Origin of the sequence: Acinetobacter bereziniae (genome assembly GCF_016576965.1) — a bacterium.
In the GTDB taxonomy this organism is placed as follows: Bacteria; Pseudomonadota; Gammaproteobacteria; order Pseudomonadales; family Moraxellaceae; genus Acinetobacter; species Acinetobacter bereziniae.
In genome coordinates this window covers 4,132,183-4,152,768 of sequence record NZ_CP066119.1, presented here as the reverse complement: position 1 = coordinate 4,152,768, position 20,586 = coordinate 4,132,183, and the positions used below count along the sequence as shown (strand labels likewise).

The window sequence follows — 20,586 nt, the reverse complement described above, 5'->3', positions numbered from 1 at the left end:
TTTTGCAGTTTCAGTTGATGAAATTTGATCTTGATCAAACATCAGATCTAACACAAATGTTGTTGGCTTATTCAGGCGCAACACGATATTGACTAGAAATAGCAATGCGATTCCATGTGTTAATCACTATCCCAATCCATTCAATTGCAGTAATTTCAGCACTGGATAAATGTTGCGCTGCCTGCTCATAAGCTTGGTCAGGAAAATGATGCTGGGCAAGCAATGTGATTTCTTCAATTAAAATTAACGCTGCACGTTCTTTTTGATTAAAGTATTCGCTTTCACGCCAAGCACTGATCAGGGCGATACGATCAGTCGTCTCACCTGCTTTAACTGCATCTTGGGTATGCATGCGCACACAAAAAGCACATTGGTTGATTTGAGAAGCACGTAATTTCAATAAATGTGAAAAACCTATATCTAATCCAGCTTGTTGAACTTTTTGCATAGATAAGTTTTCAAGTTCGATGACCGTTTTATAGAGTTCAGGGGCAGTTTTACCGAGATTTATACGTTGCATAATGATTATTTCTTGAGTGTTAATTTTTTCACTTCACAGTTTATTCGCTATAAAAAAATCGTTATGTTATTTTTTGAATATCACCAAAATAAATTTTCTCATGACTAAAGTTTTTGTTCTTGCTCCAGACTCATTTAAAGAAAGTATGACGGCTGAACAAGCCTGTTTTGCAATGCAACGCGGCATTGAAAAAGTCATTGCTAATGCGCAGTTTATTCATGTACCTATGGCTGACGGTGGTGAGGGAACCGTTGATGCTTTAGTCGCTGCTCGGGATGGTCGTAAAGTACATTTTGAAGTCACAGGTCCTTTGATCGGTCAAAATGTTCAAAGCTATTTAGGTTTAATTGATGATGGCAAAACAGCCGTTATTGAAATGGCGATGGCGAATGGTATTCACTTGATCGAAAAATCCCAACGTAATCCTTTAGTGACAACAACGATGGGTACAGGTGAAATGATCAAAGCAGCATTAGGGTTGGGTGTGTCTAAAATCATTATCGGTTTAGGGGGCAGTGTCACCAACGATGCAGGTGCAGGAATGGCACAAGCATTGGGAGCAAAATTTTTAGATAAAAATAGGTGCATTGTGAATGTTGGTGGTGGGCAACTGGAGCAAATTGAGAGCATTGATATTTCGCAAATGGACCATCGTTTAAAGCAGACCGAGATTATCATTGTCAGTGATGTGACTAATCCTTTGTGTGGAGCGTCTGGCGCTTCTTATGTGTTTGCCCCACAAAAAGGAGCAACACCTGAGATGGTTGAAAAACTTGATCAAAATTTAAAACATTTTGCGGGGTTGGTAAAACATCAATTAAATGTCGATGTTGCCGATGCACAGGGGGCGGGTGCAGCAGGTGGTTTAGGTTTTGGTCTGATAGTATTTACAGGTGCGAAAATACGTTCAGGCGTTGAGCTTGTGATTGAAGAAACTCAACTTGCTGAAAAAGTTGCGAAAGCTGATTATGTTTTGACTGGAGAAGGTGGTATGGATTTTCAGACCAAGTTCGGTAAAACCCCTTTTGGAGTGGCGCAAGTTGCTAAGAAGTTGAATAAACCAGTGATTGCTTTTGCTGGGTACGTTGGGCAAGGAATTGAGGAATTATACACTGAGGGTTTCACTGCAATTTTTGGAATAGTTGATGGTGCTTGTGACTTACAAACAGCATTGAAGCAAGGTGAGAAAAATTTACAGCGTTGTTGTGAAAATGTGGCTCGCTTAATCAATCTATAGTGTTTCTAGATCGAGTAAATTTTGATTGTTTTTTATAGAGGTTGAATCTTTTATCTTCAATATTTCTCGATCTTCGATCCAGAGTAAAGCGTCAATTCACGACTTGATCATGAGCTTAAACTAAATAATTTCATGATAGCTCTGCTAAACTAACGACCATCCATAAAGTGATGAGTGAAAATGAGTTTAGCCAACCTGATTGATGAATTAAACCCTCAACAAAAACAAGCTGCTACGACTAAAAACAAGCATAGTCTAGTGCTTGCAGGGGCAGGTTGTGGCAAAACAAAAACCATTGTTGCTCGTGCTGCATATCTCATAGATCAAGGTATTCCTGCGAATCAAATTCAGATTTTGACCTTTACTCGTCGTTCTGCCAGTGAAATTGTAGCAAGAGTAGAGTTGGCATTGGGTGATCAGGCGAGAGGATTACGCGCTTCGACATTCCACACCTTTTGCATGTATCTACTGCGCCGTGCACCGAAAGCATTTGGTCTGGACCAGTTTTCAATCATTGATCGTGATGATCAATTGATGTTATTTCGTTTGATTCGGGGCAAGGATGATAAAAAGAACCCGAATGCGTTACCCAAGCCACAACAACTTTGTGATTTATATTCTTTTGCTCGCAATACTCGTCAAAAACTCAGCTTAGCTTTAGAAAAACAGTTGCCTGAGTTTTTAGAATATAAAGATCAAATTGCTGAAATTATGAAAGAGTACGAAAGCCGTAAACGCACTCGTAGCTTTCTCGATTACGATGATATTCTGGCTGTTGTTGCATCGGCTTTGGCGCAATCGGAGGGATTGGTTGAGTATGTGGCAAGCCTATGTCAATACATGCTGGTTGATGAAATGCAGGATACCAATCCTTTGCAATGGGCGATTTTAGAACCGTTGAAAGAAAAAACCTCATTGTTTTGTGTCGGTGATGATGCACAATCTATTTATGGTTTTCGTGGTGCAGATTTTGAAAACATTCATCATTTCAAAGATCGAGTACCAGACGCAGAGATTTTCAAATTAGAAAAAAATTATCGATCTACTCAAGAGATTTTAGACCTCTCCAATTGGCTATTGGAGCAAAGCCCGATTCATTATGATAAAAAACTAGAAGCTTACCGAGGCGATGGTCTTAAACCACGTATACATGTTTTCCCAAACGAGTTTGATGAAGCAAAGTGGATTGCAATCGACATTAAAGAACGTCATTTGTTGGAAGGCTCGGCATGGAATGATCATATGGTCTTGGTGCGTTCAGCTTTTGCTGCCAGACATATCGAAGCTGCATTTATTCAAGCCAATGTTCCATACCGGTTTATTGGTGGGATGAAATTACTTGAAACGGCACATGTCAAAGACTTGTTGAGTTTATTGCGTGTGATTGCCAATCCGCTTGATGATATTGCTTGGATGCGTTTCTTAACCCTTTGGAATGGTGTTGGTGATGTCGGTGCAAGTAAGCTTGCTCAACAGCTGTTACTTGATCCTGATATTGAAAAAATTACGGAGAAACTTGAGAAATTTGGGCGTATTCCAGACCATACCTTGTTGATCATGAAGCAAATGAGTGTGTTGAAAACTGAAGTTGAAGCTTGTGTTCGGCTTGGTGTTAAAGCAATTCTCAATCAGTTAGAAGAAAATTATGCTAAAAAGGACTGGCATAAACGCGTGGGTGATTTTGATCTGGTTAAACAGCTTGCCTCAAAACATAGCCAATTAAGTGAGTTTTTAGAAGAGTATGTGCTTGACCCTGTTTCAATTAGTGAGATCGAACGTCAGTCGCAAGATGATGTGGCGACACTGATTACGATTCATTCGGCAAAGGGAACTGAACAAAAAGTGTGTTATGTTGCCAATGTATCCGCAGGACAATATCCGCATGCACGCGCACAAGGTGATTTTGATGAAGTTGAGGAAGAACGCAGAGTTCTTTATGTGGCACTCACCCGTGCACAGAACGAATTGATTTTAACCAAGCAAAATTTAAATTTTTGGGCGCATCGTCAGACGGATGAACAAGGCAGAGAAATTGAAAGTTATTTCTTCAATGATTTAACTCGAAATTTATGTACAACAGAAACCCATTACAGACAACGAGAACAAACGGTTAAAAGTGCTTTAATCGAGCGACAAGCGATTAATTTAGATTTTGGCATTGATCTGGATTAAACTATAGCAATCGTTTTTCATTCAAAAAGTAGGTAGGCGAGTGCTTTTTGATGTTTTTTGCCTCGTTTATATTTAAGGTTGTAAGATGAAAATTTTAGTTCGCAGTTTAGAACGCACTGTAACAGAAGCTGAATTATTAGAGTTGTTCCAACAATTTGGCACAGTGAATTCTTGTACATTGGTGCTGGATGCAACCACAGGCAAATCAAAAGGTTTTGCTTTTGTTGAAATGCCACATGGCAGAGAAGCTGTAAAAGCGATCAAGGGTTTGAATACTTTGCGTTTACATGGTCATGGGATTCGTGTCAAAGCTGCTGAAGAAAAACCAGAAGCTTAAATCAAAAGAGGGAGCAGGGAGTGCTCCTTTTTATTGCAAATACGATTTATAAAAAAAATATTATAAGATAATAATTTAAATATGTTTTATTGCTAGATTTTTTCTATTCATTTTATTGACATTCGACATGGATAAAATTTATTGTGATTTTTGTGAAATAAAGATTAAGCTAAGTAAAGTATGTTGACACTTCACAGATATCTGCGACAGTGGACATTTTTTCATGCCTTGTTTATGTAGTTTTAACTGATAAAGCATTGCATGGTTGAAATATCAACAGGTGTTATATAGTAAATGCCAAAATCTTAGGGAACATCCATGTCACGTGTAGCTCGCTTTCATGCGGACCGTACCAACCAAAAACTTTATTTTGCTCGTCTTTCATGTATGCAGGCAGAGCAAACTGAAAATGTGCAGCAAGCTCAAGCTCAGCGTGAAGCAGCCGTATTTCATTTACATGGCGCAGTTCTGGCATTTTTACAGGAATTGGTTCGTTATTATCGCTTAAATGATTTGTCTCCTACGTTGAAGTCGATAGAAGAGAACATGGCAGCAAAAGGGCAAGTATCACCTGAAGTTTTGGTGATGCAAAAATTGGCAAAAGAAGGATTTATTGCTGAGCTTAAAAGAGCATATCGACTTTGCCAATATGCACCTGAACCGAGTGCGCCAGAACCTGAAGACGAGACATCTTCTAATTTAATTATTAAAGTGACACAAACACCACAAGCATGGTTGCCAGATACCAGAATTTTAAGAGAATGGCATCGTGATTTATCACAACTTATTGATGGTTTTCGTAATGAAATGGTTGAATTCTGATCTTTTTGATCAGATTCACTTGAAATTTTGTTTTAAATGACTATATAAAATATCTACAAGATGCAAAGTGCATTCAGTGCTTTGCCCCATGTTGAGCATGGAGGATTTATGTCTATCGAACAGTTAAAAGAGTTATTTGGGAATCAAGAAGCTATTTTGGAGTTAGTACAACTCGAAGGTGGTGAATTGGCATTGCGTAATGCAGGATCTGAAAAGGATCCATTGGTCACGATCCAATTTAATGAAGAAGTGAAAGCGTTATTGGGTGATCAAACACCAGCAATAGCTCAACAAATGATTCAAGCTGCATTATTCGCTTTACTTGAAAAGCAGGCGGATGAATGGCATGCGGAAGTTGTTGATGTGCAGCCGAAATATATGAGCTAGTACAGCTAAGGTTTGGTTTTCTAAAATAATTAAAAAACGCACTTTAAAGTGCGTTTTCTTTGTCACATGTTTTAAATTGGCTGAAAGCTCATTTCAAATTCAATGTGTTGGTTCATGATGATGTGCAATTTGAATTTGATTCAAAATATGATTGCTCATATTTTTCGCCATTTCCTCTTTTGCATAATAGACTTCACCAACATTGTCTTTGCGAATAACTTCTGCCTCTTCTTTATTTTCAGCACAAACCAAAACTTGAATTTCTGGATTCAGTAATTTTGCTGTGTCGACAATTTTATGAATATCGACAATATCCATCGGTGAAATAACCAATAGTCTTGCATGTTGAATATGCGCTTGAATAAGGACACTGGGTTCAGTGGCACGACCTGAAACCGCAGCAATACCTTTTTCACGCAAATTTTCTACGATTTCACGATTTTCTTCTGCGATCACGACTTTAATACCATCTTCCATAAGTGTTTTGGTGATACGACGACCGACTTCACCATGACCGACAATCACCACTTGGTCACGCAAGTAAGCTTGATCGACTTCATCAGGAAGCATTGCCAAAGGGTCACCACTACGTTCAAGCAAGCGTGCTAAATGTGAGCGTTCACGAATCCAGTTCTGTACAGGCTCAATGGCTGAGAACAGGAATGAGTTTAAGGTAATCGAGAATAATGCACCTGCCAAAATTAAGTTTTGTGCTTCAGGGCTGAGTAAGCCAAGTGAGAGACCGAGTGTGGCAAGGATAAATGAGAATTCCCCAATTTGTGCCAAACTTGCACCAACAGTCAATGCAGTATTGATCGGGTAGCGGAAGAATAAAACCAACGCCATTGCTGCGAGTGTTTTACCAATCATGATGATGGCAATCACGGCTAAAATATGTAAAGGTTGTTCAATAATAATGCGCGGATCAAACAACATTCCCACAGAAACGAAGAAGAGGATTGAGAAAATTTCTCTTAATGGTAAGGTTTCTTCTTCTGCACGATGACTAAAATCAGACTCTTTTACCACCATCCCCGCAAAGAATGCTCCTAATGCCATAGAGACGCCAAAGATCGCGTAAGAGCCATAGGCAATTGAAACTGCTGCTGCAACCACTGTTAAGGTAAAAAGCTCTCTAGAACCCAAACGAGCGACATATTGCATGATCATTGGAACAAGACGCTTACCAATAATGAGCATAAAGGCAATAAAGCCAGTGACTTTGAGTAGCGTGATGCCTAAGGTCATCCAAATGTTTTGATCTGACTCATGCCCTGCGATGGGATGTCCTCCCAAAAGTACTGCGGTTGCAGGAAGCAGAACCAAAACCAGTACCATGACCAGATCTTCGACCAATAACCAGCCAACTGCAATTTTACCATTGATCGAATCGAGTAAACCTTTATCACCCAAAGCTTTCAATAAAACCACGGTACTGGCACAAGATAAACTTAAACCAAAGACCAGTGCAGATCCAAAACTCCATCCCCAAAACATGGAAACAGCTATTCCCAACAAGGTTGCAACTGCGATTTGTAAAATTGCACCAGGTAAAGCAATTCTTCGAACTTGCATTAAATCATTGAGGGAAAAATGCATGCCTACACCAAACATCAAAAACATCACGCCTAATTCAGCAAGCTGATTGGCAAGTGTGATGTCTGCGACCACACCGGGTGTATTAGGACTAATAATAATCCCAGCAATAAGATAACCAATCAAAGGAGGAAGGCGTAAACGTGCAGCGATATAGCCAAAAATGAGGGCTATACCAAAGCCAACTGCAAGCAAAATAATCAGATCTACGTCATGAGGCACTAAATACTCCTTAATTTTTAGGAGAAATCATTCAAAAAATCATTTCTAGAAGGATATGGCTCTGTGTGAAACCATAGAAAATGCACGAATAGTGCCAAATTTGTTGAAGAGTTTAACAAGCTGGAGAAAAAAAAGGCAAAAAAAACGACCCAAATGGATCGTATTTTTTAAGAAAACTAAAATTATTTAATTTTAGCTTCTTTGAAGATAACGTGTTGACGGATTTTTGGATCAAATTTTTTGATTTCCATTTTTTCCGGCATAGTACGTTTGTTCTTAGTAGTGGTATAGAAATAACCTGTACCAGCAGTAGAAACTAGGCGAATTTTATCACGCATGGTTCAGACTCCTTAGATCTTTTGACCTTGAGCACGTAGGTCAGCAACAACCTTTTCAATGCCCAATTTGTCGATAATACGCATACCTTTAGTAGTTAGACGAAGACGTACGAAACGTTTTTCGCTTTCTAACCAGAAACGGTGGTGATGCAGGTTCGGCTCGAACCGGCGTTTAGTTTTGTTGTTGGCGTGTGAGACGTTGTTACCAACGACTGGACGCTTGCCGGTAACTTGGCAAACCTTAGACATGGTGTAACTCCATTGATTTAGCCAACAGCAAATCTGTATGGCCAGTCAAAATAAAACGGATTGAATTCATTCAAGGGGCGTTTTATACCAAAATTCCGCTTAAAAGACAAGCGGAATTCGTCAAAACGCAATCTGATCTATTGTGATAGATCATGCCTTGATCAGTTAGCGTAAGAAAGTTTTCTCTAAAATTTTATTTAGGGGTTTATCGTAAGGCGCTAAGATGAATTTTAAGCTGAATAGCTTAGGAATAGACATCACTGAACGCTCATGTGATAAACCAAAGAAACCTTCTGGGCCATGATATTTGCCCATACCCGAAGCACCTACGCCACCAAATGGTAGATCGTCTTGTGCAACATGGGTTAGAACGGCATTTTGACCGAAATGCCCTGAGTGAGTACGTTGGGAAACATATTCAGCACGAGCATTGTCAAAGTCGAAATAGTATAAAGCAAGTGGACGAGGTCTGCCATTAATAAAGTCAATCACATCGTCGATTTGATCATATTCCATGATTGGAAGGACTGGACCAAAAATTTCATTCTTCATAATGTCCATAGTCGGTAAGACACCTGTTAAGAATGTTGGGGCAATTTTTCGTACAGCAGTTAAATCCTCATGATTGGGATTAATCTCAGTGAATTGAGCGCCTTGTTGACGCGCATCTTCTAAATACCCTTGGATACGATTGTACTGTTTGTCATTGATGATGCTGGTGTAATCCTGATTGTCTCGCAAGGTTGGGTACATTGCTGTAGCGATTTCTTTAAATGAATCAATGAACTCAGCAGTTTTACCTTTAGGCAGGAACATATAGTCAGGTGCAACACAGGTTTGACCTGCATTCCAAAGCTTACCAAATGCAATTCGTTCAGCCACCAATTTTAAGTCGCTAGACGGATGTACAATCACTGGTGATTTACCACCCAGTTCAAGAATAACAGGCACAAGATTCTCTGCCGCTGCACTCATCACTGTTTTACCCACATTGGTAGAACCAGTAAAAATGATTTTATCGAAGGCTAAATGCGAAAAAGCATCAGAAATTTGTCCACCACCATTCACGACTGCAACCAACTCTTGTGGGAATGCTTCTGATAACGCATTTTCAAGCACATAACCAAATTGAGAAGATGAACTGGAAATCTTTAACATGGCATGATTACCAGCAGCCAAGGCGCAAATCAGCGGTCCAACTGACAGTAACAATGGGTAATTCCAAGGTGCGATAATTCCAATTACACCTAGAGGTTGATATTGCACCCACGCTTTGCCTGGTTGGTGTAACATAGAGACATGGCGCTTAGATGGTTTCATCCATGCTGTTAAATGCTTGCTATAATATTTAATTTGCTCTAAACAGGTAAGTAGTTCACCGATTTTAGTTTCGCTGATTGAACGATTGCCGTAGTCTTGATTGATTGCATCTGCAAATTGATCTTGATATTTTACCAAAACTTTTTTCAAGCGAGCTAAACGTTCAATACGCTCTTTGGCTGTAGGAACAGGATAACGCTGATAAGCAGCTTTCTGTTGTTCAAGCAGATCGTGCATATGTTGAACTTCAGGTGAATAGGAAGTCATTGAATTTGTTTTTGTATGACTGTTCATGACAAACACCATTTACGAATAGGTTAATATAATATATTTTTTAGAGTAAATACTCTAAATAGTCAAGTCACTTTATGTTAGCTTGTGCTAACGGTTAAAAATGGTAATAGGATGTCAAGCTCCAAAACTTTGAAAACGAAAGATCGAATTTTGCAGATTAGTCTGCAACTTTTTAATGAACGCGGAGAGCGTGCAGTTACGACAAATCATATTGCAGCTGAGCTTGGGATTAGTCCTGGAAATTTGTATTATCATTTTCGAAACAAGCAAGAAATCATTAAAGAGTTGATGGAGCAATATCAAAAAGAAACATTAGATATGCTTTCATTACCCGATGACCGTAAAGTCAATGCAAATGATAAGATTCGTTATTTTCAAGTTTTGAGTAGCCAACTTTGGGAATATCGTTTCTTACATCGTGATGTTTATCACTTAATAGAAAATAATGATGATTTTAGAAAAATATATCCTCGTTTCGCTGGAAAAGTGATGCAGCAGGGACAAAAAATTTATCATGCCTTTGTTCAAGCGGGCTTGATGCAGATGACAGCATCTGAAATTGAAGCGTTGATTATCAATATTTGGATTGTACTGACCAACTGGACAAACTTCCTTTATATGTCTGGGCATTTGAGTGATTCCAATCATTTGGATGAAAAATGGATTTGGCAAGCGTTACGTCAAATGGTGTTTTTAGAAGGTCCGTATTTGCGTGGTGAAAGCCGTGAAACCTATGAGCGCTTGTTGGAAAGTTTTGGTTCTTCAGAATTATTTGCAAGTTTATCGGCAGTAAAACACGATTGATGCCGAATCAAGATTGAAAGCTGCTAAAAAAGCGTTAGAATACTCGGCTGTTTTAAACTAATTTATAAGTGATATCCTTCAACATGAACATGACTACTGCCAACACAGCACGTCTACTGATTACTTGTGAAGACAAGCCAGGAATCGTGCAAGCTGTATCGAGCTTTTTGTATCATCAGGGCGCAAATATTACCGCGCTTGATCAATACGCAACTGAAGCTCAGGGCGGACGTTATTTCATGCGTGTTGAATTTGAACTTGACCATTTGCAATCTCGTCGTGAAAGTCTGATCCAAACTTTTGCAAGTAATGTTGCTGAACGCTATAGCATGCATTGGCGTTTAAGCTTGGTGAGCGATATTAAAAAAGTAGGTATCTTGGTCTCTAAAGTCGACCATGCTTTACTTGAGTTACTTTGGCGTCATTCACGTGGCGGTTTACATTGTGAAATCACACAAGTGGTTTCAAATCATGAAGATTTGCGTGAGTCAGTAGAGAACTTTGGTATTCCTTTCCATGTGGTTCCAGTCAATAAAGAAAATAAGCGTGAAGCGTATGCGCAAATTGATGAACTCATGCAAGGCAATGACTTGCTGGTACTTGCACGCTATATGCAGATTCTTGATGAAGAGTTTGTACAAAAATGGGAAATGAAGGTGATTAATATTCATCATTCATTCTTACCTGCATTTGTCGGCGCTAATCCTTATAAGCAAGCCTATGAAAAGGGTGTGAAGTTGATTGGTGCAACAGCCCATTATGTCACAGCTGATTTGGACCAAGGACCAATTATTGAGCAAGATGTAGAACGTGTAAATCACGATTTTACTGTTGAGCAATTACGTGAATTAGGTCAGGATGTTGAGCGTAATGTTTTGGCAAGAGCAGTCAAATGGCATCTTGAAGATCGTATTATTGTCGATGGCAACAAGACTGTTGTATTTCAATAATATGTGAATGTTGGGTAAATTTTTAAGATGAAAAAGGGATGCTTTAAGCATCCCTTTTTATTTTTTTATTTGTAAAAATGATAAAAAACGCAAAAAAAGCTGTTGCAAATGAAAACACTTCTCATTTATCATTGTTGCACTTTAATTGTTCTATCCGATGAGCTTAATCTGTAAATTGACTATTTTACAGTTTACTCAATTTTAGGTATTTAGATTCTTATGAGTCAGTCTTCCTCTGCACCACTTCAAACGCCTCCACCGATGAAGAAAAAAGTCCTTGCTGCAGTCTTAGCAGTTATTGTTGGGCATGTAGGTGTATTGTGGGGAATCAGTAATATGAAGGCTTTTGAATTACCACAAATCAAGAAAGAACCTTTAAAAATCAAATTTTTAAAGCTCAAAGAAGATGCTCCACCACCGCCTCCACCTCCTGTTGAACAGATCAAGCCTAAAGTTAAACCCAAGCCGGTAGAGAAGAAAATCGAACCGAAACCTGTGGTTAAACCGAAAATCATTGAACAAAAAAAACCTGTTGTAAATGACGATCGTGCAAGAAAGCTTGAAGAGCAGAAACGTTTAGATGATCAAAAACGTTTAGAAGATCAGAAGCGTATGGATGAGCAAAAACGTCTAGATGAGCAAAAGCGTTTAGAAGATCAAAAACGTTTGGATCAACAGAAGCGTGAACAAGAGGAACGTGATCGTCAGCGTCGTGAGCAAGAACAAAGAAATACGCCACGTAATGTAAGTGACGGACAAGTGTCTTGGAATCGCAGTCCTCGAATTGCAAAAGACCAGTTACTTAAACTGATGTCACCTGAAGATGGTACAAAGGTTGTAAATCTTGAAATTACCGCAGATGCGAATGGAAATATTACCAATGTACGTGTGATCCAATCGAGTGGTAACTCAAGTTTAGACAGTTACGTTGTTAAACAGACACAATCTGCAAAATTTAAAGCCTACAAAGAAAATGGCACTGGTGTACCATTTAAAATTAGGCAGGATTTTGCGTTGTCAGTCTCTAAAAAATGATTTTTTTTAAGAATTAGGAAATGTGCATATGAACTTTTCAGTTTATTGGCAACATGCTGATGCGGTCAGTAAAACACTGTATTTCGTGTTATTGGCAATGTCTATTGCAACGTGGACTGTGTTCATTTTGCGTATTTTGGGCACGCGTCAACTCAAGCAGGTTGCTCAAGACCATCTCGCTCAAGCGTTGAGTGCATTAAAGACAAAACTTACCCCACTTGGATTTGACCAACGTAAAGCAGTTGCAGAACAAGCTTTATTGCGTCAGATTTCAGTAGAGAAAGCCAATGCTGAAAAGGGTGTTTCTGTATTAGGTACCATTGCTTCACTGGCACCATTTGTGGGTTTATTTGGTACAGTATGGGGAATTTTCCATGCATTGGTTGCTGTCGGTAAAAGCGGTCAAGCAGGTTTAGCGCAAGTTGCAACACCTGTTGGTGAGGCGTTGATCATGACAGGGCTTGGTCTTGCAGTCGCAATTCCTGCTGTATTGGCGTATAACATCTGTGTACGTTTCAATCGCACTTTGTCAAATGAATTACAAGATCAAGCACATGGTTTATTGATTGATACGATGTTGCAGCAAGAATCTTCAACAAAAAAAGTTGAAGCTGAAGCAACAAATAAAGGTTTAGTTGGAGGTCAAGCTTAATGGCTTTTCAATTGGGAGAAGACAACGATTCTGGCATGAATGAGATGAATCTTATTCCGCTGATCGATATTATGTTGGTATTGATGATCATCTTCTTGGTGACAGCAACCGTTGCTAACCCATCGATACCGTTAACCTTACCGAAAACTACCGCTGAAGTGAATGCTCCACCTCCTGAAGCCATTACGATTAGTATTAATCAGCAAGGCGAAGTGGCTTGGAATGATCAAATCATTACTTTAGATGAATTATCAAAACGATTTGATGAAGCAGGACAAAAAGCTGTTAAACCAGCTGTTCAGCTAAGAGCCGATAAAGAGTCGCGTTATGATACTGTTGCACAAGTGATGTCACGTGCAAGTGAGGCAGGATTAAATGATCTTGCGTTTATGAGTGATAATTAATAAATAACAAGAAAATGATAATATTTTTTAAAACCTCCCTGATGGGAGGTTTTTTTATACGGATTTTAAACGCTTTAAATTTTAAAAAGACTTAATCTTTGAGTAAGTCTTGGAATTGGCTATGTAATTTGAGCAGTTTAGGAGGAATGGCAAAATTACAGTATCCCTGCGCAGGGTTTCGAGCAAAGAAGTTTTGATGATATTCTTCCGCAGGATGGAAGATTGGGGCTGGACTGAGTTCAGTGACAATATTTAGCCCATCTGCTTTGAGTTGCTCAATAAAGCTTTCAGACTCGACCTTTTGCTGTTCATTGAAATAATAAATGACAGAACGGTACTGTGTGCCAATATCATTGCCTTGACGGTTTAATGTGGTTGGATCATGTATCGCAAAAAATACAGTGAGCAATTGTTGATAGCTGATCTGTTGTTCATCGAAATCAATCAAAATCACTTCAGCATGATTGGTATCTCCATTGCAAATCGCCTCATAGGTAGGATTGGTTGTATGCCCACCAGCATAACCACTTACCACCTTTTGAACACCTTTAAGCTGTAAAAAAACGGCTTCTGTACACCAAAAGCAGCCACCACCGAATAAAGCTTGTTGCATTGAGAAATCCTTTTATTATTGAATAGGAAAAATATATGATCAAAATGATCATAGCGTGAATGATGTGATTGTGTCATATCACTATTTCAGAATAGATAGTATTACAACCTGATTAAGTTGATCAGTCAGTGGAAATTGTAGCTAGATTTAACATCAAAAAAATATAAATAAATTGTCAAAGCTTATTGCATTCGTGTGAGTAAAAGACATTTGAAAAAGAATGCTTTTGGTATCTCAACCCAATACAAGATTGAGATTTACCTTATATTTGTCATTTTGATTTGTGCAAACCCCTGATATGAAATCAAGAAAAAATTAATTTTTGATGCTTTTTTTGAATTGCATAAGCTTTAAAAACAATTATTTAGTGTGAGATCGATTGTGTTAAATCGACTCGAAATTAGGTGGAATTGCACACAGATTTAAGTTAATTCCATTTTAAATAATGAATATTTTTAAGTTTGTTATTTAATTCTCTTTGCTCCTCACTATTAATTAAATAAGGGTGCTGACTATTTATTAAAATCGGATAATCTTCTTCAATATCATCAGTATATGTTGCTAACCATGGTGAGTTTATACCAAGAAGCTTTAATCGTTTAAGTTTTTCTTCGTGCCTACAATGGATTCCACTAATCCATCCCCCCATTTTATTTTTTAGTGGTGTCCCAATAACATTTATATTTAAACCTAAAGTTTTGAACAATTCTCGTGCTAGAAGTTCTGGGGCTGCTGTCACTATGATAATTTTTCGATCAGCTTTTAAATGTTTTTTTAATTCAGAAATACCTTTATCAAACCAATATAAATTTGTATTAGAAGAAGTATTAACTTCAGTTGAGAAGATTTTGAACCTTTCTATCAGTTGATTTCTATTCAGCCCGAATGTGGCGATCCATAAAAAGAATGAAGCTCCAATGGACTTATATTTCTTAACTTTCATTAGAGGAATCGCTATAGGCATAATAGAAATTGCCCCAATAAACCTGAGAGGATGTGATTTTAATTGTTTTATTAACCAGACTCTTGTGGAGTCTGTTGATAGAAGTGTTCCATCTAGATCAAAAACAACAAATTCCATAGTTTGTCTTAATCCATTTCAGTCGTTTTTCTAAAATTAACATATCACATAATTGTAAAGTTTTTTTAGTTGTTAGACTTCTCCAATCATACCATTTCTAATTTCTATTAAGTGATTATACACAGCAATACTCGCTGCTTTCGCATCACGTTGGCATAACGCATTTACAAGTGCACGATGTTGGGCGCGATATTGACTTAAACGCTCAGGCGTTAGACTACGCTGTTTTAAAGATTCCCATTCTGGTTGTTTGCGAACCCCATTTATAGCTTCATAAAGATCCGTTAGAAGATTATTATGGGCAGCAGCTAAAATAGCTTGATGTAACATTCCATCCCAATATTCAAAGTCTCGTACAGTAGTGGTTTTCTCACTTTCTTCTAAACAATAGTTAATGTGCTGTAAATCACGTCCAGAAGATCGTGTTGCAGCTAGCTCAACAAATTGGGGCTCTAGTAATAAACGTAATTCCATGACTTCGGCAGGACTAGCCCCATATATTCTTTGTAATAATGATTCGGCTTCATTATTACTTTCAGTTTTAGGAATAGTTGCGACGAAAGTACCACGACCTACATGGCGTGTAATTATCCCTTCACTTTCTAATTTATCCATAACTTTTCTCAAAGTGTTACGAGCAATACCAAACTGTTCAACTAAGTCTCGTTCAGCAGGTAAGCGATAGCCCACTGGCCAAATTTCGTCATTTATACACTTATGAATGTAGTGTAATAGTTCAACGCTGCTGTTTTGTGCTTTTTTTCGCACCCCTTTTATAGAGCCTTTCATAGAGAAACCATAACTTATAAATTGAACCAATTTTAAACCAATTAAATAAAAAAGTCTATATTTAATTGGATATGGTTTATTTTTTGTTGACATTATAAACCAATGTATTAATAATGGTTCATGAAATATGGATATTGGTTTAAAAATGGTTTAAAATATGAAGATATTAACTTTTCGCAATACAAATGGTCAAAATACTGTAGCTCAACTAACATCTACAGGAAATGTTCAGCCATTAGCTTACCCAGACGGCAGACCTGTTAATGATCTACAGGCTTTAATTGAAAGCAATCTATCATTAGCCTTACTTAAGTTTGATGGCCCTGAGCTAACTTTTGATTCAATCAAATTGCTAGCTCCAATTCCTCAACCAAAACGAAATATTTTCTGTGTGGGTAAAAATTATATTAACCATGCTCACGAATTTACTAAGAGTGGATTTGATGCTGGGCAAACTGCCAAGGATGCAATTCCAACAGATCCTATTGTATTTTCTAAAACACCTGAAACGGTAATTGCTCACAAAGATAAAATTTGGGAGGCTGAGGGTGTAAGTGATGCTTTGGATTATGAAGCAGAATTAGCTGTTATTATTGGTAAAGGTGGCCGTGGAATTTCAAAAGAAAATGCTTTAGATCATGTGTGGGGCTACACAATTATTAATGATATGACAGCTCGTGATTGGCAAAAACGTCACAAACAATGGCATTTAGGAAAGTCATTTGATACGTTCGGTCCAATGGGTCCAGTTATTGTAACAGCAGATGACATCGATGCCAGTAATTTAAATCTTAAATGCTGGATCAATGGTGAACTTCGTCAAAATACTAATACTCGAGACTTAATTTTTGACATTCCAACTTTAATTGAAACAATATCTGCCGGTATTACACTTATACCTGGAGATATTATTGCAACTGGTACACCTGAAGGTGTTGGCATTGGTTTCAATCCTCCACGTTTTCTTAAGCGCGGTGATGTAGTTGCTATTGAAATTGAAGGAATTGGCCTCCTTGAAAATGAGATTGGCCTATGAGTTCTGTAAATATTAATAATCTTTGGGTTGAAGATTCAGGAATTGGCGAAGAGGTAGTTCTACTTATTCATGGTTTGGGCGGTAGTTCTAACTTTTGGTCTCCAATACTATCAGTTTTTAGTGGTTATCGAACTATTCGTCCAGATTTAGCAGGAGCTGCACGTAGTACTAAATGTGTTGAAAAGTTAAGCATTCGTAGCCATGTTTCTTCGTTAATTACGATTTTAGATGAACTTGGTATTAATAAAATACACGTTGTTGCTCATTCAATGGGTACTATTATTGCACAACATTTAGCTGTTTCTCATCCTGATCGCGTACTGTCATTAGCATTATTCGGTCCATTAACAGCACCTACTGATACAGCACGTGAAGCAACGCGTAACAGAGCAAATCAGGCGCGTACAGGGAATATAGCAATGCAAGAAATTGCAGATGCTATTTGTCAGGCAGCGACTAGTGCTGAAACCAAAAAGGACCGACCTGTAGCATTAGCTTTAATACGTGAATCTATTATGCGTCAATCTGCCGAAGGTTATGCATTAAATTGTGAAGCATTAGCTGAAGCACAAGCTGCGGATATTAAGAAATTAATAATACCTGTATTACTTGTAACTGGTGATGAGGATCGTGTCGGCACACCAGAGGGAATTTTGGCAATGTCTGAACAATTGACTGATCATTATCAATTTATTCTGAAGGGATGTGGTCACTGGACCACTTATGAAAAGCCTTTTGAATGTATTCGCATTTTAGCGGATTTTTATAAGATTTAGTTAAATTGTAAATTCATCAAGGAAAGATTAATTAACAAGATGACTTATGAATAGTCCGTTGAAAAATAATTTTAATGGACTTTCATAAAAGTCTCTAAAAGAAATATTCAATTATTTTAGGATAAAAGTATGGAAACTATAGCTATTACTAATGTATTAATTTTTGACGGAACTGGTACTGATCCCTTCAAAGGAGAAGTATTGATTGAAGACAACCAAATCAAAGCAATTGCTCGAGATGGGCAATATTTGGAAACTGGAGATGCTAAAATTATTGATGGGCATGGTGCTTTCTTAATGCCAGGTATGACAGAAGGGCATACCCATTTTTCATGGAATGATCAGCCTAGTTTATCTGCTATCCAATTTATGCCTCCTGAAGAGCATATTGTTTGGTGTATACGTGTTGCAAAACGTTACTTAGAAATGGGATGGACAAGTGCATTAGGAGCAGCAACAGCAAAACCAAGATTAGATGTCGTAACTCGTAATGTCATTGAAGATAAGCTTTTCCCTGGTCCACGCTACCTTGCTGGTAGTCAAGAAATAACAACATCAGGAGGATTAGGTGATAATACACTCCCTCATCTTACCGACCCTGCTATGAATTTTGGTCAAGTTTGTAATGGACCAGAAGATATGCGTCGTATAGTACGAATGTTTGTAAAATATGGAGTTGACCACTTAAAGATCAATTTGTCTGGTGAATATATTACAGGTATTCCAGCTGAAGCTAACCCATTTTCTGAAGAAGAAATTGCTATGTTAGCTGCTGAAGCTAAACTTGCAGGTAAACGAGTTGCGGCTCATGCGCGTTCCAATGAGTCTGTTAAAGCATGCGTAAAACATGGTTTTGAACTCGTATTTCATGCGAGCTTTGCTGATGATGAAGCCATAGATATGTTAGCAGAAAATAAAGATAAACACTTTGTGGTACCAGGTTTAGGTTGGTTGATAAATACAATTTACAATGCTAGTGAATTTGGCATAACAGAAGAAATTGCTACCAAAATGGGATATAAGCGTGAACTCGAGGTAGCATCAGAAACACTTTCTAAAATGCATAAACGTGGTATTCGAATTTTACCAGGTGGGGATTATGGTTTTGCTTGGATGCCTCATGGTACTAATGCACGTGATTTAGAATATTTAGTTCAATATGTTGGCATGACTCCTAAAGAAGCATTATTAGCAGCAACAAAGCATGGTGCTGAATTAATGATGAGATCAGATGAATTAGGTCAAATAAAAGAAGGTTACCTTGCTGATATTATTTTGGTTGATGGTAATCCACTTGAGAATTTAGCTCTACTTCAAGATCCAGAAAAAATATTAATGGTTATGAAGGATGGTGAAATTTTTAAAAATGTTAGAACTATACTTCCTCCGCGTGGTGTAATTCATTCAGTTTATGGTGGCAATCCACTTGTAGAATCAGGTATACGCAAAGTAGCACCAATAGATCCAATGGATTCTTATACCTCTTAACTTTTTATCAATGGTTTTACCCTTAATTGATGAATAGGGTAAAACCAGCCTTCATACATATAAGGATATTTCGCCATGGCTCATTTAAATTGGCTAAAGGGTGTGTTTTTTTTCGCCTATATATTTTCTACAAATACTTCTGCTGAAAATTTTACACTTAATTCATTTTCATTTTTAATTACGAACCAAGCTAAACCTGATGCAATCTATGGCTATGGAAGTAATGACAAAGATTTACAAATGTTTCAATATGAACATTTTAGTACGCATAATTGGGGTGATATTTATTTTGATGCTGAACTATTTTATGGGAATGATGTCGGAACTCCAGTCGAAAATGGCAATAGCACACAACATTTATTAGTACTCAATCCCCGTTTAAGTATAGGAAAGCTTACTAATAAGCCACTAGATTGGGGGCTAATTAGTGATGTTAGTTTAATAAGTCGTTGGGAAGCTAGTAGTTATCCATCAAGTGATCGGTTCCTAGCACAAAATTATGGATTTTCTTTAAACTTTGATGTTCCTGGTTTTTCTTGGTTTGAATCAGGAGTGCTTTATCGCGATACTAATTTTGATCCAGACACTTGGTTATGGCGTACAGTCTTAATGTCCAAACCATTAGTAGTCAAAAACCAAAAACTCCATTTTAATCTTCTTTCTTTAATTAATGGAAGTACTAATAATGGTACTGAAGTATTTGAACGTGGCGATATCCTATGGGAAATAGGGGGAAATTCTAAAGCTCAAGTAGGAGTAAGGCTTGAATATGCAAGTTATGATAATGATCCACTAAAATTAAATGGAAATTATGACAGATTTACTCCATTTTTAATGTTTAAATATACTCCTTAGTGGATAAAATAATATTATTTGATTACAAGTAGTTAATCTCTTTAAAAGATTATAATGAATTAATTTCCTAAAATTAACGTACCATAACTTATATAATGGGCTTTATTTTCTTTAAATCAATATTTTAACTTAAGCCATTCCAGTATACTGAAATGGCTTTAATGATTTTCATATTCCAAAATTAATCAAGAAATAATGCTTCTCAATGGTATTTGTTTTAATGAAACAATCTTTATTCGTCGTCTAATAAGTCCATTTGCTTAGCAATTTGATAGAGGTTATTTGAACGATTGCCTGTGCGACAGAACATAAGGACCGGTTTTGGAAGCTCGTTAAAACGATTCGCAAACGTTCTGACATCGACTTCTGTAATTTGTCCTGCAACAACAGGTAAAAATACATAATCTAACCCAGCAGCACGTGCTGCTTCTTCGATCTGTGCGCTGGTAGGCTGTTCTGAACCACCCTCTAAATCAGGGCGGTTATTGATGACAGACTTAAACCCTTTCTCTGCAACTTGAGCAATATGTTCTGGACCTATTTGACCTGCGAAACCAACATTTTCACTCATTTCGTCACTCCTATATTATTTAAAATCAAATATGCTAT

Annotated in this window: 23 protein-coding genes; 14 read left to right on the top strand and 9 right to left on the bottom strand. The window is 37.7% G+C overall.

Annotated elements, in window-relative coordinates:
- Window positions 1-67 precede the first annotated feature (67 nt).
- Window positions 68-520 carry a carboxymuconolactone decarboxylase family protein gene (locus I9192_RS19400; protein ID WP_005035639.1) on the bottom strand — a complete coding sequence of 151 codons (453 nt, stop codon included), beginning with the start codon at window positions 518-520 and terminating at the stop codon, window positions 68-70.
- Between the two features lie 100 nt (window positions 521-620).
- On the opposite strand from I9192_RS19400, the gene I9192_RS19395 reads away from it, so the two are divergent.
- The 5 genes from I9192_RS19395 to I9192_RS19375 all read left to right on the top strand — a co-directional run bounded on the left by I9192_RS19395 (window position 621) and on the right by I9192_RS19375 (window position 5,475).
- Window positions 621-1,757, top strand: coding sequence for a glycerate kinase family protein (locus tag I9192_RS19395; protein ID WP_200150001.1), 1,137 nt, complete (start codon window positions 621-623; stop codon window positions 1,755-1,757).
- A gap of 180 nt (window positions 1,758-1,937) precedes the next feature.
- A complete protein-coding gene (locus I9192_RS19390; RefSeq protein WP_200150000.1) occupies window positions 1,938-3,929 on the top strand; it encodes an ATP-dependent helicase in 1,992 nt (663 codons plus the stop codon).
- 85 nt (window positions 3,930-4,014) lie between these two features.
- The gene (locus tag I9192_RS19385; RefSeq protein ID WP_005035646.1) at window positions 4,015-4,266 is read left to right on the top strand and encodes an RNA recognition motif domain-containing protein; all 252 of its coding nucleotides are present in this window, start codon (window positions 4,015-4,017) and stop codon (window positions 4,264-4,266) included.
- A 318-nt stretch (window positions 4,267-4,584) separates the two neighbouring features.
- Window positions 4,585-5,088 (top strand): DUF6586 family protein, encoded by a 504-nt coding sequence (locus I9192_RS19380; protein WP_004826657.1) that lies wholly within the window; start codon window positions 4,585-4,587, stop codon window positions 5,086-5,088.
- A 108-nt stretch (window positions 5,089-5,196) separates the two neighbouring features.
- The gene (locus tag I9192_RS19375) at window positions 5,197-5,475 is read left to right on the top strand and encodes a hypothetical protein (protein WP_004826658.1); all 279 of its coding nucleotides are present in this window, start codon (window positions 5,197-5,199) and stop codon (window positions 5,473-5,475) included.
- Between the two features lie 99 nt (window positions 5,476-5,574).
- Here the strand turns inward: I9192_RS19375 and I9192_RS19370 are convergent, their stop codons facing one another.
- The 4 genes from I9192_RS19370 to I9192_RS19355 form a co-directional block, all read right to left on the bottom strand.
- On the bottom strand, window positions 5,575-7,293 hold the full coding sequence (locus tag I9192_RS19370) for a cation:proton antiporter (RefSeq protein ID WP_005035651.1): 1,719 nt from the start codon (window positions 7,291-7,293) through the stop codon (window positions 5,575-5,577).
- A 182-nt stretch (window positions 7,294-7,475) separates the two neighbouring features.
- Entirely contained in the window at window positions 7,476-7,631 is a 156-nt protein-coding gene (gene rpmG / locus I9192_RS19365) for a 50S ribosomal protein L33 (RefSeq protein ID WP_003654787.1), read from the bottom strand.
- Between the two features lie 12 nt (window positions 7,632-7,643).
- A complete protein-coding gene (gene rpmB, locus I9192_RS19360; protein WP_000048256.1) occupies window positions 7,644-7,880 on the bottom strand; it encodes a 50S ribosomal protein L28 in 237 nt (78 codons plus the stop codon).
- Window positions 7,881-8,045: 165 nt separating this feature from the next.
- Window positions 8,046-9,494 (bottom strand): coniferyl aldehyde dehydrogenase, encoded by a 1,449-nt coding sequence (locus I9192_RS19355; RefSeq protein ID WP_009586118.1) that lies wholly within the window; start codon window positions 9,492-9,494, stop codon window positions 8,046-8,048.
- A gap of 111 nt (window positions 9,495-9,605) precedes the next feature.
- Between I9192_RS19355 and I9192_RS19350 the strand changes: the two genes are divergently transcribed.
- From I9192_RS19350 to I9192_RS19330, 5 genes are all read left to right on the top strand, one after another.
- Complete coding sequence (locus I9192_RS19350) at window positions 9,606-10,298, top strand: TetR/AcrR family transcriptional regulator (RefSeq protein ID WP_004826666.1); 693 nt, start codon at window positions 9,606-9,608, stop codon at window positions 10,296-10,298.
- An 83-nt stretch (window positions 10,299-10,381) separates the two neighbouring features.
- Window positions 10,382-11,248: a formyltetrahydrofolate deformylase gene (purU, locus tag I9192_RS19345; RefSeq protein ID WP_004826668.1), complete on the top strand. Its 867-nt coding sequence runs from the start codon at window positions 10,382-10,384 to the stop codon at window positions 11,246-11,248.
- A 219-nt stretch (window positions 11,249-11,467) separates the two neighbouring features.
- Window positions 11,468-12,283, top strand: a complete 816-nt coding sequence (locus I9192_RS19340; RefSeq protein ID WP_005035655.1) for an energy transducer TonB family protein — start codon at window positions 11,468-11,470, stop codon at window positions 12,281-12,283.
- A gap of 28 nt (window positions 12,284-12,311) precedes the next feature.
- Entirely contained in the window at window positions 12,312-12,935 is a 624-nt protein-coding gene (locus tag I9192_RS19335; protein WP_005035657.1) for a MotA/TolQ/ExbB proton channel family protein, read from the top strand.
- Complete coding sequence (locus tag I9192_RS19330) at window positions 12,935-13,339, top strand: ExbD/TolR family protein (protein WP_004826673.1); 405 nt, start codon at window positions 12,935-12,937, stop codon at window positions 13,337-13,339. Before I9192_RS19335 ends, I9192_RS19330 begins: the two co-directional genes overlap by 1 nt.
- Before the next feature lie 91 nt (window positions 13,340-13,430).
- Here I9192_RS19330 and msrA read toward each other — a convergent pair whose 3' ends face one another.
- From msrA to I9192_RS19315, 3 genes are all read right to left on the bottom strand, one after another.
- Window positions 13,431-13,952 carry a peptide-methionine (S)-S-oxide reductase MsrA gene (gene msrA, locus I9192_RS19325; protein ID WP_005035659.1) on the bottom strand — a complete coding sequence of 174 codons (522 nt, stop codon included), beginning with the start codon at window positions 13,950-13,952 and terminating at the stop codon, window positions 13,431-13,433.
- Window positions 13,953-14,379: 427 nt separating this feature from the next.
- Entirely contained in the window at window positions 14,380-15,033 is a 654-nt protein-coding gene (locus tag I9192_RS19320) for a haloacid dehalogenase-like hydrolase (RefSeq protein ID WP_005035662.1), read from the bottom strand.
- A gap of 72 nt (window positions 15,034-15,105) precedes the next feature.
- The gene (locus tag I9192_RS19315) at window positions 15,106-15,822 is read right to left on the bottom strand and encodes a FadR/GntR family transcriptional regulator (protein WP_227567183.1); all 717 of its coding nucleotides are present in this window, start codon (window positions 15,820-15,822) and stop codon (window positions 15,106-15,108) included.
- Between the two features lie 157 nt (window positions 15,823-15,979).
- On the opposite strand from I9192_RS19315, the gene I9192_RS19310 reads away from it, so the two are divergent.
- The 4 genes from I9192_RS19310 to I9192_RS19295 all read left to right on the top strand — a co-directional run bounded on the left by I9192_RS19310 (window position 15,980) and on the right by I9192_RS19295 (window position 19,977).
- Complete coding sequence (locus I9192_RS19310; RefSeq protein ID WP_005035665.1) at window positions 15,980-16,858, top strand: fumarylacetoacetate hydrolase family protein; 879 nt, start codon at window positions 15,980-15,982, stop codon at window positions 16,856-16,858.
- Window positions 16,855-17,634: an alpha/beta fold hydrolase gene (locus tag I9192_RS19305; RefSeq protein ID WP_005035668.1), complete on the top strand. Its 780-nt coding sequence runs from the start codon at window positions 16,855-16,857 to the stop codon at window positions 17,632-17,634. Before I9192_RS19310 ends, I9192_RS19305 begins: the two co-directional genes overlap by 4 nt.
- A 129-nt stretch (window positions 17,635-17,763) precedes the next feature.
- Window positions 17,764-19,122, top strand: coding sequence for a metal-dependent hydrolase family protein (locus I9192_RS19300; protein ID WP_005035669.1), 1,359 nt, complete (start codon window positions 17,764-17,766; stop codon window positions 19,120-19,122).
- 75 nt (window positions 19,123-19,197) lie between these two features.
- The gene (locus I9192_RS19295; RefSeq protein WP_005035670.1) at window positions 19,198-19,977 is read left to right on the top strand and encodes a hypothetical protein; all 780 of its coding nucleotides are present in this window, start codon (window positions 19,198-19,200) and stop codon (window positions 19,975-19,977) included.
- A 232-nt stretch (window positions 19,978-20,209) separates the two neighbouring features.
- Here I9192_RS19295 and I9192_RS19290 read toward each other — a convergent pair whose 3' ends face one another.
- Window positions 20,210-20,548: a TIGR01244 family sulfur transferase gene (locus I9192_RS19290; protein ID WP_004826681.1), complete on the bottom strand. Its 339-nt coding sequence runs from the start codon at window positions 20,546-20,548 to the stop codon at window positions 20,210-20,212.
- Window positions 20,549-20,586: the final 38 nt, after the last annotated feature.

Coding starts and splice junctions, on each gene's coding strand:
- I9192_RS19400 (WP_005035639.1), bottom strand. CDS start 520: ATGCAACGTATAAATCTCGGTAAAACTGCCCCTGAACTCTATAAAACG.
- I9192_RS19395 (WP_200150001.1), top strand. CDS start 621: ATGACTAAAGTTTTTGTTCTTGCTCCAGACTCATTTAAAGAAAGTATG.
- I9192_RS19390 (WP_200150000.1), top strand. CDS start 1,938: ATGAGTTTAGCCAACCTGATTGATGAATTAAACCCTCAACAAAAACAA.
- I9192_RS19385 (WP_005035646.1), top strand. CDS start 4,015: ATGAAAATTTTAGTTCGCAGTTTAGAACGCACTGTAACAGAAGCTGAA.
- I9192_RS19380 (WP_004826657.1), top strand. CDS start 4,585: ATGTCACGTGTAGCTCGCTTTCATGCGGACCGTACCAACCAAAAACTT.
- I9192_RS19375 (WP_004826658.1), top strand. CDS start 5,197: ATGTCTATCGAACAGTTAAAAGAGTTATTTGGGAATCAAGAAGCTATT.
- rpmG (WP_003654787.1), bottom strand. CDS start 7,631: ATGCGTGATAAAATTCGCCTAGTTTCTACTGCTGGTACAGGTTATTTC.
- rpmB (WP_000048256.1), bottom strand. CDS start 7,880: ATGTCTAAGGTTTGCCAAGTTACCGGCAAGCGTCCAGTCGTTGGTAAC.
- I9192_RS19355 (WP_009586118.1), bottom strand. CDS start 9,494: ATGAACAGTCATACAAAAACAAATTCAATGACTTCCTATTCACCTGAA.
- I9192_RS19350 (WP_004826666.1), top strand. CDS start 9,606: ATGTCAAGCTCCAAAACTTTGAAAACGAAAGATCGAATTTTGCAGATT.
- purU (WP_004826668.1), top strand. CDS start 10,382: ATGAACATGACTACTGCCAACACAGCACGTCTACTGATTACTTGTGAA.
- I9192_RS19340 (WP_005035655.1), top strand. CDS start 11,468: ATGAGTCAGTCTTCCTCTGCACCACTTCAAACGCCTCCACCGATGAAG.
- I9192_RS19335 (WP_005035657.1), top strand. CDS start 12,312: ATGAACTTTTCAGTTTATTGGCAACATGCTGATGCGGTCAGTAAAACA.
- I9192_RS19330 (WP_004826673.1), top strand. CDS start 12,935: ATGGCTTTTCAATTGGGAGAAGACAACGATTCTGGCATGAATGAGATG.
- msrA (WP_005035659.1), bottom strand. CDS start 13,952: ATGCAACAAGCTTTATTCGGTGGTGGCTGCTTTTGGTGTACAGAAGCC.
- I9192_RS19320 (WP_005035662.1), bottom strand. CDS start 15,033: ATGGAATTTGTTGTTTTTGATCTAGATGGAACACTTCTATCAACAGAC.
- I9192_RS19315 (WP_227567183.1), bottom strand. CDS start 15,822: ATGAAAGGCTCTATAAAAGGGGTGCGAAAAAAAGCACAAAACAGCAGC.
- I9192_RS19310 (WP_005035665.1), top strand. CDS start 15,980: ATGAAGATATTAACTTTTCGCAATACAAATGGTCAAAATACTGTAGCT.
- I9192_RS19305 (WP_005035668.1), top strand. CDS start 16,855: ATGAGTTCTGTAAATATTAATAATCTTTGGGTTGAAGATTCAGGAATT.
- I9192_RS19300 (WP_005035669.1), top strand. CDS start 17,764: ATGGAAACTATAGCTATTACTAATGTATTAATTTTTGACGGAACTGGT.
- I9192_RS19295 (WP_005035670.1), top strand. CDS start 19,198: ATGGCTCATTTAAATTGGCTAAAGGGTGTGTTTTTTTTCGCCTATATA.
- I9192_RS19290 (WP_004826681.1), bottom strand. CDS start 20,548: ATGAGTGAAAATGTTGGTTTCGCAGGTCAAATAGGTCCAGAACATATT.